The organism is Pseudomonas sp. S2_A05 (genome assembly GCF_054668485.1).
Genome location: NZ_CP162775.1, coordinates 2,420,663 through 2,432,329 on the forward strand (window position 1 = coordinate 2,420,663; position 11,667 = coordinate 2,432,329).

An 11,667-nucleotide genomic window follows, 5' to 3' on the forward strand; every position below is an offset into this window, starting at 1 on the left:
TCACTGACAGATTGCATTCGCGAGCAGGCTCGCTCCCACAGGGGATTGGGTCAGACCAGTTCCAACGCGGGCGCAGGCTCGACGGCTGTGACTGCAAACCGATCCGCCAGAAACGGCGTGATATCCAGCGGCAAGGGCTCGTCATTCACCAGTTTATCCAGCAGCACACCGGTAATCGCTGAGGTCAGAATGCCGGTGCGGAAGTGCCCGCAAGCATTCAGATACCCTTCTACCCCACGCATCGGCCCGAGGATCGGCAACTCATCCGGCGAGCCCGGGCGCAATCCCGCCCAGGTGCGCTTGAGGTTGACGTCCGCCAGCTCCGGCAGACAGCGCACCGCGCCCTGCACCAGCCCGGCGATTTCCGGGTAGGTGGTGGTGACGTCGAAGCCTTTGTCTTCGGTGGTGCTGCCGATAAGGATTTCGCCGTTGTCCTTTTGCGCCACGTAGCAATCGCTGGTGGTCAGGCAGCCGTTGAGGATTTTCGGCATGCGTTCGGTCAGCAGAATCTGCCCTTTCACCGGTTTCACCGGAATGCGAATCCCCGTGGCCCACTCACTCAGATCCGCCGCCCAGGCACCGGCGGCGTTGATCAGCGTCTTGCAGTGGAACACCCCCGCCTCCGCCGTCTGCACACCCGTCACGCGAGTGCCGTGATGCAGCACGCCGGTGACGTTGGTGTTGACGAAGATATCGACGCCGTTCTGCCGCGCGCCTTCCATGTAGGCATCCGCGAGGCGGAACGGGCTGACCTGATGGTCGCAGAGAAACTCCAGCGCCCCGCGCGCCTCATGGCTGACACTCGGTTCCGCCGCGCGCAACGCCGCCTGATCGAGCCAGCGCACTTGATCAGCCAGATGCGGAATGCAGCCGACGATGTGCTCGGCGTAGAGCCGGTCTTCGTCGTCATAGATCACGAATTTCAATCCGGTCTTCTCGAACTTGCAATCCATGCCGTGGTTGTCTTTCAGCTCGCGGTGCAGCGCCGGGTACAGCGCGTTGGACTGCAAGGCAAAATCGAAAAACGACGCCGGCAAGATATGCGGCGTACTGGCGTCCACCGCGACTGCGGCGCCCCGGGTTTCGCGCTTGCGGTTGGCCGACATCATGCGAAAGAAAATCACCCCGCAGCCGAGGCCGACCGACTCGCCGATCGCCCACAAACCGCCAGCCGAAGCGCGGGTCGCGTTGCCGGGGCGCTTGGCGTCGATCAGCGCAACTTTCAGATTTTTGCGCTTGGACAATTGGTAGGCGCAGGAGGCGCCGATCACTCCGCCACCGGCAATGACCACGTCGTAGAACTTACTCATGGCAAGCGCCCTCCTTGCCGACGGACTGGAACGCGGAAAACGGCACCGGATCAATCGGGAAGCGCGGGCGCAACCAGCCGACATCCTGACGTCCGGTGGCCTGGCGCAGGCGATCGCTGCAATAGCCGACGCACATCCGCCCCTGGCAATCGCCCATGCTCACGCGGGTGCGCATTTTCAGGCTGGCGATGTCTTGCACACCCTGCTCCAGCGCCAGATCGATGTCGGCGCGGGTCGCATGTTCGCAGCGGCAGATCACTGTGTCGGCCGCAGGCAAAGCAATCTGCCCGACACCGCGCTCGGTGTAGCGATCCACCGCCGCACGAAAGCGCACGATGGCTCTGAGCTTGCTCGCGTAACGATCGCGGCGCACCCGGGCCAGCTCGGCGTCGAGCACACCGCGTTGCAGCAGGATCGAAGTGGCGGCGATCTTGCCGGCGAGCATCGCCGCTTCGCCGCCGCGGATCCCGCCCATGTCGCCGGCCAGATGCACATGCGCCACGCTGCTTTGCTGCCAGACACTGGCGTGGGCACGCAGGTAGCCATCGGCGCTGAAGCCGTGATCAAGGCCCATCTGCTGGCTCAATTGCGTGCGCGGAATAAAACCGTAACCCACCGCCAGCGTCTGCGCTTCAAAGCGCTCGACCCGCGACAGATCTGCCTCCCACGTCGGCGAATACGGCGCGACGCTAACGCTTTTCAGCTCGCCGTCGCCATGGGCTTCAACCACGCCCCAACCATAGTTCATCGGGATGCCGTGCAGCTTCAGATAAGCGAGCATGCTCAAGCCGTCGAGGAACAGCTGCGGCTTGTTCAGCAGCGCCAGACTCTCGCGGGCGATCTTGCCGAACGCACACGCCTCGTAGACGCCAGCGACACGCACGCCGGAGGCATGCAACTGGGTCGCAACCAGCGGCAGCAACGGCCCGATGCCGGCGATGATCACCGGCCCCCGCGGCTTGACCACGCCACTCTTGATCTGCAATTGAAGACCACCGAGCAGAATCACTCCCGGCAACGTCCAGCCGGGGAACGGCACACTGCGTTCGTGACATCCAGCGGCCAACAGCAGTTGCGGATAAGCGATCTCGTGCAGTTGCTCATCACCGTCGAGCACCACCACTGCGCGGGTGCCTTCGGCGCCGACCACGCGATGGTTGAGGCGCACGTCGATCAGCCCTGACTGCTGCTGAAATTCACCGTGCAGTTTGTCCAGTGCTTCGGAATAACGCGGCCCGAGATAATCCAGCTGCACACCATCACGCAGCGGCCCGCGATAGACCACGCCGCCGAGGCGCGAAGCCTCTTCGAGCAAGGTGCAGCGCACGCCGTGGCGCGCCAGTTCGATGGCCGCCGCCATTCCCGCCGGCCCGCCGCCGACAATCAACGGTTGCAGGCTCATACGACCTCCTGCCCGACGACGCGGTTGACTTGGGTTTCAATCAGCATGCCGTCGCGCACTACGGTCTGGCAGGCGCGGCGCTTGTGCCGACCGTTGATTTTCACCAGACAGCACTGGCATACGCCCATGCCGCAATAGGCGCCGCTGATTTGATCGTGATCGTTGCGTGCGATCTGGCGCACGCCGAGGGACTGGATGACGCTCAGAACGGTTTCACCGATGGCGGCGCTGACCGCTTGGCCATTGATGTGCACGGTCATGTCCGCCTGCACCAAGGGCTGGATATCGAAGGTTCTTTCTAGGCAGTTCATTACGGTATTCGTCCGTGAAGATTCAGTTGAGGTTGTGACAGCTCCTTGCTGCACTACGCCTCGTCGACGCTTTTTTATTGCTGTGTTTTCAACGTCGACGCGGATACTTCGTCAGCGCAACAAGGTGCGCGACAAGCACTGTAGCTCATACCTCAGCAAAGGCCTGGATCATTTACGGTAGGCGATATCGCCAGGCGAAATATTGATCCAGGCCAGTGAAAATGGCGGGATGGAAACGGTTAGTTGGAGAAAACGAACTGGCCCCGCAGAAAGCAAAAAGCCGCTTTCACCCGAAGATGAAAGCGGCAGAGGCATCCTGCCTCAGAGGGATCAGTGTACGAACAGGGCGATCAGGATGATGATCGGGATCGGTACGCCGAGGAAAAACAGCAGTAATGAGCGCATGGTGACTCTCCTTTTTAACGGACCGGAGTGGTAGTGGTGTAGGTGTCGACTTCAACGTACTCGACTGCATCGCGACGACGACCGCCGAAGGTGGCTGCCAGGCTGGCGAAGAACGCACCGGCCAGCAGCGCGACGAACATCCACAGCGAGGTGTAGGCCGCGACTTTGGCGGCGGTATCGGCCGCTTGCTGAGCTTTCAGTTTGGCGTCAGCGATGGCTTTCTGGGTGTTGGCGTAGATTTCGTCGACACGACGTTCAGCATCGGCCTGGCTCAGATTGGTACGTTGCGATACCAGTTGTGCGAGGTAGGTACGGTCTTCGGCGCTGAGCTGACCGTTGGCCAGGCTTTGCGTGAAGATGCGGGTCACAGTGCCGCGTGCAGCGTCATCGCTGACGGCAGCAGGACGATCATCGCGGAACAGGCTGTCGACGAAGTAGCCGTACTGATCGCTGTCAGTATTGGCTGCGGCAGAGCCGGCGGCCTGGCTCATCGCACCGGCAGCACCGCCGACTACGTTGGCACCCGCCTGCACACCGCCACTGACGACGCTGCTGACCGAACCGACCACCAGCACAGCGGTCACCAAAGTAGCGACGCACCAGGCGAGGAAACCATGTGCGGTGTCGCGGAAGTAGACTTCGTCACCGTGCATGTTGGCCCACTTAACGCGCAGACGGCCGGCAATGTAGCCGCCCATGCCGGAAGCGATGATCTGCGTCACCGCCAGCCAGACGATCGTTGAAATGCCCAGGCCCTTGGCGCTGACGCCTTCTCCGGCCCACGGTGATACAGCCGAAAAGCCCAGGCCAAACCCGAGCAGCACCAGAATCATCGACAGCGCGGCGGCAGCCGCAGCACCGGCGAAGATCGCGCCCCAGGACACGCCTGACACGCTGCTCGACTCTTCCAAGGCAGGATAATAGCCATCAGGGGATCTATTCATTGTTGCAGTGCTCCAGGCATGAAAAATGGTGTTACAAGTCGTCGGGTGAGGAATTGCAGTGACCGTGCCAGTCAAACACTTTTAATAACCCCTTTTCTTTCAATGAGTTACAAAACTTGAACTTCCTCGGACCGTGCAACTTGCAATAAAGCGCATCCGATTGCGGGTTTTCTGCATTAACCAAAGCGTGGCAAATCCGATCAGTTCTGATTCACCAGGCGACGAAGATGAAAGTTAATTTAAAGCGTCACGGCAAATTCTTGGCAAAATGCTGCCATTCCGTTTGAACCGATCAGCAGGCCTGCCTATGACTCGTATCTTGACCATCGAAGACGACGCCGTGACCGCGCGGGAAATCGTTGCCGAACTGAGCAGCCACGGGCTGGACGTCGACTGGGTCGACAATGGCCGCGAAGGCCTCGACCGCGCCGTGAGCGGCAACTACGACCTGATTACCCTCGACCGCATGCTGCCCGAGCTTGATGGTCTGGCCATCGTCACCACCCTGCGCACCATGGGCGTGGCGACGCCGATTCTGATGATCAGCGCCCTCTCCGATGTCGATGAGCGCGTACGCGGCTTGCGCGCCGGTGGTGATGACTACCTGACCAAGCCGTTCGCCACCGATGAAATGGCCGCGCGGGTCGAAGTGTTGCTGCGCCGGCAGAACAGCGTCGCCACCCAGGCCACCACGCTGAAAGTCGCCGACCTCGAGCTCGACCTGATCAGCCACGAAGCCCGCCGCGCCGAGCAGGTGCTGACGCTGTTGCCCACCGAATACAAACTGCTCGAGTTTCTGATGCGCAACAGCGGCCAGATTCTCTCGCGGATGATGATTTTCGAAGAGGTCTGGGGTTATCACTTCGACCCGGGCACCAACCTCATCGACGTGCATATCGGCCGGCTACGCAAGAAGATCGACGCAGCCGGCAACGTTCCGCTGATCCGCACGGTACGGGGCTCGGGCTATGTCATTGCCGAACCCGTCTGACGGCTGGCGCTCCTCCAGCAGCCGCTTGCTGGCGCTGTACAGCTCGCTGTTCGTGGCGTGGAGCGCGATCCTCATGGGGGTCATGTATTACGAGGTGTCCGGCTACCTCGACAAGCTCGCCAAACATTCGTTGATGCAACGTCAGCACCTGTTCTCGCATTTTCGCGGCGAGCAACTCGAAGACGCGCTCGCGGCCAGCATGACCTTCGATATTCGCGGTATCGACGCCTATGGTCTGTTCAGCGCTGACGGTGTTTACCTGGGCGGCGCACTCCAGCAAATTCCCGAAGGACTGCCGCTGGATGGCAAGATCCATATGCTCGCCGAGTGCGCCGATTCCGATGACCCGACCCTGCCGAGCGACAGCTGCGATGCTGTGGCCACCCAGACTCGCGACGGTCGCTGGCTGGTGCTGCTGCGTGACAACGGCTCGCTGTTCGCAGTGACGCGGATCATTTTGCACGCGCTGTTCTGGGGGGTGTCGTTGACGATTATTCCCGGGGTCGCCGGTTGGCATCTGCTGCGGCGTCGACCGTTGCAGCGCATCCGCGCGATCCAGAATAGCGCGCAGGCCATCGTTGCCGGCGACCTGACGCACCGCTTGCCGCTGTCCAATCGCCGCGATGAACTGGACATGCTCGCCGCCATCGTCAACGCCATGCTCGAGCGCATCGAGCGCTTGATGAACGAGGTCAAGGGCGTCTGCGACAACATCGCCCACGATTTGCGCACGCCGCTGACTCGCCTGCGCGCGCAGTTGTATCGCATGCAGCAACAGGCCGGCGAAGGTTCGCAAGAAGCGGCGCAACTGGACTTGGTACTGGCTGAAGCGGATACGCTGATGGCGCGCTTTCGCGGTTTGTTGCGGATTTCCGAGCTGGAGGATCGCCAGCGCCGTTCAGGTTTCGTCGAACTCGATCCGGTGCGTTTACTGGAGGAGTTGCACGAGTTCTATCTGCCGCTGGCCGAGGAAGGCGATCTGCGTTTCCAGTTGAACATGCCGGAGACGCTGCCGCCGCTCAATGGCGACCGCGCACTGCTGTTCGAAGCGTTGGCGAACCTGCTGAGCAACTCGATCAAATTCACCCCGCCCGGCGGCACGGTGATGTTGCGTGGGGTCAATGCCGGTGGGCAGACGCGGATCGAGGTGCACGATTCAGGGCCGGGGATTCCCGAGGCGGAACGTGAGGCGGTGTTCCAGCGGTTTTACCGCACCGAGGGTGGCCAGCCGCAGAGTGGTTTTGGTCTGGGGTTGTCGATCGTTGCGGCAATAGTCAGCCTGCACGGCTTCAGTCTTGAAGTCGGCAGCAGCGATCTGGGCGGGGCGAAACTGGTGCTGGATTGTCGGCAGAGTTTGATCAGTCAGGCCTGACGTCTCGCGCCGATCGTTCCCACGCTCCGCGTGGGAATGCCTCAAGGGACGCTCCGCGTTCCGGCTTTCGAAATGGGACGCAGAGCGTCCCGGGCTGCATTCCCACGCAGAGCGTGGGAACGATCTGCGTCTCAGGTTGGGTAATTGGCCCGCAAGGCTTCGAGCCCGCCCTGGTAGATGCCGTTGAACAGCGCCACCACTTCTTCATCGCTCACGCCGACCGCATTAAATCGCCCCGACCACGTCACACGCGAGCCCTGCCCTTGGGCTTCAACCTTGATCGTCGCCAGGTAATCGCTGGCCGGAAACGGTGCCTGTTCAATCGAATAGCTATAGGTTTTTGCGGCGTTATCGAAGGTCTGCAGACGTTCGACCACTACGCCGCCGTCAGCGGTGTGCAGGGTGCGCACTCGCCCGCCTTCGCTCAGTTCACTGTTGGTGATCAACGGCAGCCAGTCCGGCAGCGTGTTGAAGCCGCCGATCAATTGCCAGACCTGATCGGCCGAGGCCGGGATGTCGATGGTTGCGGATGCAGTTGGCATAAAACCTCTCTTTTGGAAAATTCAGATAGTCAGGCTGTCGACCACGCCGCCATCAACGCGCAAGGCTGCGCCCGTGGTGGCCGAGGACAGCGGTGAAGCAATGTACGTGACCAGATGCGCCACTTCCGAAACATCCGCCACGCGCTGGATGATCGAGGTCGGACGGGCCTTGCGCACAAAGGCGTCGGCTTCGTCGCGCAGCTCCCGCCCGGACTCGGCGGCCGCGTCTCTGAGCATGTCCTGCAGACCATCGGTGAAAGTCGGCCCCGGCAGGATCGCATTGACCGTAACACCGGTACCAGCCAGACGTTTGGCCAGGCCGTGGGACACCGCCAGGTTGGCGCTTTTGGTCACGCCGTAATTGAGCATGTCCGCCGGCGTCGCCACCCCGGATTCCGATGACAGGAAGATCACCCGGCCCCAGCCCTGCTCAACCATCGCCGGCACATAATGCCGCGCCAGGCGCACGCCGGAAATCACGTTGACCTCGTAGAAGCGCGTCCACTCACTGTCGGGAGTCTCGAAGAAATCGACGTCGTTGAAGATGCCGAGGTTGTTCACCAGAATGTCCGCGCGCGGTTCGGCGGCGAACAGCTTTTCCGCACCCTCGGCCGTGCCCAGATCAGCGGTCAGCCCGCGCAACTGCGCGCTGGGCACGGCTTGGCGTATGCTCGCCAGCGCCTGCTCGACCTTGGCCGTGTCACGACCGATCACCACCACCGTCGCCCCGGCTTCGGCCAGCGACTGGCTGATGCCCAGACCGATGCCGCCGGTACTGCCGCTGACGATGGCCAGTTTTCCACTCAGATCGATCTTCATGCGTTTACCTCATTAGCAAGGAGTTCCACCGCGCTCGACTTTGGCGACGATTTCACAAGCATGGATCAGCGTAGTTGCGATATTGCCGGCATGGTTGAGCTGCCGACCGGTGACGGGGATGTTGTTTGATCGACGATCCCCTGTGTCTGGCAGACCGTAGCCCCTCACCCTAGCCCTCTCCCGGGGGAGAGGGAACCGATCGAGTTGTGCTGAGTTTGCCCTCGACCTGAAAGACCATAGCGATTATGGATTCAGAGAAGACCTTTCACGTCGGCGTATTACCTGAATATCCCCCGGTCAGTCCCCTCTCCTTCCGGGAGAGGGCTAGGGTGAGGGGCATTTCGGAACAGATCAGATTTCCGTCAGACGAAGCAAACCATCGGCGCCGACCCTGACGCCGATCGCATCGTAACTGGCCAACGTCGCATGCGCCGTTTCGATCGGGTGCTGGTGCGTGGTAATGATGATCATCAGTGCAGCGCCCGCCGCTTCCGCAGCCTGAATACCAACCGTGGCGTCTTCAAAAATGAGGCAATCCGCTGGCTCGACACCGAGCTTTTTCGCCGCCAGCAGATAACCCGCAGGATCAGGCTTGCCAGCCTTTACATCTTCCGCCGTGATCATGACCGCCGGCTCGGGGATACCCGCCGCCGCCATCCGCCGCAACGCCAGATCGCGAGGCGCAGACGTCACCATTGCCCAGCGATCTTTCGGCAGACCGTTGAGAAATGCAGCCGCCGCAGGAATCTCGACAATGCCTTCAACGTCATTGATTTCCGCTGCGGTGATGAACGCCGCTTGTTCATCGGCATCCACTCCCGGCAGATTCAGCCGGGTGATGGTGTCGATCGCCCGTGCGCCATGTATGGTCGGCAAAAACGTCTCGACATCAACACCATGACGCACCGCCCACGCTGACCAGATGCGCTCGGCGGCGGCGATGGAATTGAGGACGGTGCCGTCCATGTCGAACAGGAACGCGCCGAATGCGCGATCAAAAACCGATGCTTGTGCAGACAAAAGAACAAATCCTCTGACAGTTGGCCGGGCAGCCTGGCCCGGCAATGTAGCACTTGTCAGTGCAACTGCGGGGCCTTGGATTTGAACGCACTTTCCACACAGTCGAGCAATTGACCGATCGCCCACGGCTTCTTGATGAACGCCACCGAATGCTTGACCCCGGAGGTCTCGGGCGTCTCGTAGCCGGACATGACCATCACCGGTTTTTCCGGCCAGCGATCGCCGACCAGATTCGCCAGGTCGGCGCCGTTAAGCGTGCCGGGCATGGTGATGTCGGTCAGCAATAGCGCGACGTTCGCCGCGTGTTCTTCCAGATACAGTGAGGCGGCGTCGGCGCTGGTTTGCGGTTCGACCTTGAACCCTTCCTCCTGAAGAATTTCGCAAAGAAACTCCAGAATCAACGGATCGTCCTCGACAACCAGAATCAACCCGCCAGGAAGGTGCGCGCTCGACGTAGGTGTAGGGCACATGAACAGCACTCCCCCGAATACATTTTTGATAAGCGGTTTTGAATCCGCTGCTTATCTGGTATGAGCAGCGCGCCCTGTAGAAATTCATTTTTGATACAGAGGATTTCGCCAAGGTGTTGTTTTTCGAAGCGCAGCGCCCATCGAATCCCCTCATTTGTGGTTAAAATGCCGGCCCTTTGCCTGGCCGATCCTGATCCATGAACCCTGAAGCCCTCGCTACCCTCCACGCTCATTTGCTGCCCGCACTGGCGGCGGCGCCCAGCGAAACCCGCCGTTTGTTTCACGGGCGCGGGCGCTGCTGGCCGGGGTTGGAGCAGTTGACCGTGGACTGGTTGCAGGGCGTGGTGCTGGTGTCGCTGTTCAAAGAACCGGCGCCTGAGCAACTGCAGGATCTGCGGGATTCGCTGCTGCAACTCGCCGCCTCGCCCCAATGGCAGCAGTCCGGTGCACATACCCTGCTGATCCAGCACCGTTACCTGCCGCAGAGCACGGCCGAATGGCTTATCGGCGAGGAAATCGAAGAAATGACCATTGTCGAGGGTGGCTTGCAGTACCGCGTCGACCTGGGTCGCAAGCAGAACACCGGACTGTTTCTCGACATGCGTTACGGCCGCAACTGGGTGCGCGAACAGGCAGCGGGCAAGCGGGTGTTGAACCTGTTCGCTTACACCTGCGGCTTTTCCGTAGCGGCAATCGAGGGTGGCGCCAGCCATGTGGTGAATCTCGACATGTCCCGTGCGGCCCTGAGCCGAGGGCGTGACAATCACCGCCTGAACGGCCACGACCTGAGCAAGGTCAGCTTTCTCGGCCACGACCTGTTCAAATCCTGGGGCAAAGTGATCAACAGCGGCCCGTACGATCTGGTGATCATCGACCCGCCGTCGTTTCAGAAAGGCAGCTTTTTGCTGACCAAGGACTATCAACGCGTATTGCGCCGCTTGCCGGAACTGTTGATTGCGCAAGGCACAGTGCTGGCGTGCATGAACGATCCGTCGTTCGGTTCCGACTTTCTGATTGATGGCGTGACCCAGGAAGCGCCAAGCCTGCGCTTCGATCATCGGCTGGACAATCCGCCGGAGTTTCCCGATATCGATCCAGAGAGCGGCCTGAAAGCCCTGATCTTCCAGCGCAGCCACTAACACAGCGTAAGTTCACCTGCGGGAGCGAGCCTGCTCGCGAAAGCGCAGTGTCAGATAACAATTTTGTTGACTGATACACCGCTTTCGCGAGCAGGCTCACTCCCACACAAATTCTGCGTTGGTCACAAAGACGTCGGCCGCAGCACCAGCGCAAACAACTCACCATGCCCGGTGACGTTGAGCTTGTGATAGAGATTGCGTCGATGCACTTTCACGGTCTCCGGCGAAATCCCCATCTGCTGGGCCATCGCCTTGCTGGAAAAGCCCTGCAGGATCAGACGCGCCGTGTCGATCTCGCGCGCGGTCAGCCGGGCATCGAAACGGTCCAGCAGCGTCGCCAGATCACCTACCACCGCGTCAGCCACCGGCCCTTGCGGCGGCAGCAACTGCATGTGGCGATGCATCGCCGCCAATACCCAGTCACGAACGCACAACAGCCGACCCTGCTCGGCCATGCCAAACGCGGTCGAGCGGCCCAGGGACAAGCCGAGTACAGCGCCTTCGACGTTGATCAGAAACTGCAATTCATCCTCGCCCACCACGGCACGAAAGTAGCTCTGGTAATACTCGCTGTGCAGAAACTGATCCGGCGCAACAGAGGCCAGGCTGTGCAGGCCGTCGCTGATCCCGCTGACGGCGGCTTGATAGAACGGATCGAGCAGGTACATGCCGGCGGTATAACCGGCCAGCTCTTGCTGATCGTCGACATAGCCCTTGCTGTCGAAGTCGATCAGCAAACGCGGCGGCTGGCCGGGCTGCATCAGGGCGACGAGGGCATTGTCCAGCGGCACCAGCAGGCGCAGGGTGTCGACCAGCGCGCGCCAGAAACCGTCCTGCCCGAGCTGGGTAAATACCCGCGCCAGACTCTGATGCACCGGCAGTTCCTGCAACAACGCGTCCACGCACTACCCCTTTCGAGTAACCCATGATGGGAATGGGGCT

12 protein-coding genes are annotated in these 11,667 nt (G+C 61.1%); 3 read left to right on the forward strand and 9 right to left on the reverse strand.

The genetic code is table 11. The annotated features are described in order from the left end of the window. Window positions 1-50 precede the first annotated feature (50 nt). From hcnC to AB4O12_RS11050, 4 genes are all read right to left on the reverse strand, one after another. Window positions 51-1,310, reverse strand: coding sequence for a cyanide-forming glycine dehydrogenase subunit HcnC (gene hcnC / locus AB4O12_RS11035; RefSeq protein WP_460061888.1), 1,260 nt, complete (start codon window positions 1,308-1,310; stop codon window positions 51-53). After that, the gene (gene hcnB, locus AB4O12_RS11040; RefSeq protein ID WP_460061891.1) at window positions 1,303-2,712 is read right to left on the reverse strand and encodes a cyanide-forming glycine dehydrogenase subunit HcnB; all 1,410 of its coding nucleotides are present in this window, start codon (window positions 2,710-2,712) and stop codon (window positions 1,303-1,305) included. The genes hcnC and hcnB overlap by 8 nt, the downstream gene beginning before the upstream one ends. Beyond that, window positions 2,709-3,023: a (2Fe-2S)-binding protein gene (locus AB4O12_RS11045; RefSeq protein WP_056789002.1), complete on the reverse strand. Its 315-nt coding sequence runs from the start codon at window positions 3,021-3,023 to the stop codon at window positions 2,709-2,711. The genes hcnB and AB4O12_RS11045 overlap by 4 nt, the downstream gene beginning before the upstream one ends. 419 nt (window positions 3,024-3,442) lie before the next feature. Beyond that, complete coding sequence (locus tag AB4O12_RS11050) at window positions 3,443-4,372, reverse strand: hypothetical protein (RefSeq protein WP_056788998.1); 930 nt, start codon at window positions 4,370-4,372, stop codon at window positions 3,443-3,445. Between the two features lie 307 nt (window positions 4,373-4,679). Between AB4O12_RS11050 and AB4O12_RS11055 the strand changes: the two genes are divergently transcribed. Together AB4O12_RS11055 and AB4O12_RS11060 are read left to right on the forward strand one after the other, a co-directional pair. Then, complete coding sequence (locus AB4O12_RS11055) at window positions 4,680-5,363, forward strand: response regulator transcription factor (protein ID WP_056788996.1); 684 nt, start codon at window positions 4,680-4,682, stop codon at window positions 5,361-5,363. Next, on the forward strand, window positions 5,341-6,735 hold the full coding sequence (locus AB4O12_RS11060) for a sensor histidine kinase (RefSeq protein ID WP_041477024.1): 1,395 nt from the start codon (window positions 5,341-5,343) through the stop codon (window positions 6,733-6,735). Before AB4O12_RS11055 ends, AB4O12_RS11060 begins: the two co-directional genes overlap by 23 nt. Window positions 6,736-6,866: 131 nt before the next feature. On the opposite strand, the gene AB4O12_RS11065 is transcribed toward AB4O12_RS11060, so the two are convergent. From AB4O12_RS11065 to AB4O12_RS11080, 4 genes are all read right to left on the reverse strand, one after another. Then, window positions 6,867-7,277 carry an SRPBCC family protein gene (locus AB4O12_RS11065; RefSeq protein ID WP_375122362.1) on the reverse strand — a complete coding sequence of 137 codons (411 nt, stop codon included), beginning with the start codon at window positions 7,275-7,277 and terminating at the stop codon, window positions 6,867-6,869. Window positions 7,278-7,298: 21 nt separating this feature from the next. Further along, window positions 7,299-8,096, reverse strand: coding sequence for an SDR family NAD(P)-dependent oxidoreductase (locus AB4O12_RS11070; RefSeq protein WP_095182032.1), 798 nt, complete (start codon window positions 8,094-8,096; stop codon window positions 7,299-7,301). Between the two features lie 351 nt (window positions 8,097-8,447). After that, window positions 8,448-9,116 (reverse strand): HAD-IA family hydrolase, encoded by a 669-nt coding sequence (locus AB4O12_RS11075; protein ID WP_460061896.1) that lies wholly within the window; start codon window positions 9,114-9,116, stop codon window positions 8,448-8,450. 56 nt (window positions 9,117-9,172) lie between these two features. Continuing rightward, window positions 9,173-9,586: a response regulator gene (locus tag AB4O12_RS11080; RefSeq protein WP_056788985.1), complete on the reverse strand. Its 414-nt coding sequence runs from the start codon at window positions 9,584-9,586 to the stop codon at window positions 9,173-9,175. A 197-nt stretch (window positions 9,587-9,783) separates the two neighbouring features. Between AB4O12_RS11080 and AB4O12_RS11085 the strand changes: the two genes are divergently transcribed. Next, the gene (locus AB4O12_RS11085; protein ID WP_460061898.1) at window positions 9,784-10,725 is read left to right on the forward strand and encodes a class I SAM-dependent methyltransferase; all 942 of its coding nucleotides are present in this window, start codon (window positions 9,784-9,786) and stop codon (window positions 10,723-10,725) included. Between the two features lie 122 nt (window positions 10,726-10,847). Here the strand turns inward: AB4O12_RS11085 and AB4O12_RS11090 are convergent, their stop codons facing one another. Beyond that, the gene (locus tag AB4O12_RS11090; RefSeq protein WP_460061900.1) at window positions 10,848-11,627 is read right to left on the reverse strand and encodes a helix-turn-helix transcriptional regulator; all 780 of its coding nucleotides are present in this window, start codon (window positions 11,625-11,627) and stop codon (window positions 10,848-10,850) included. Window positions 11,628-11,667 lie beyond the last annotated feature (40 nt).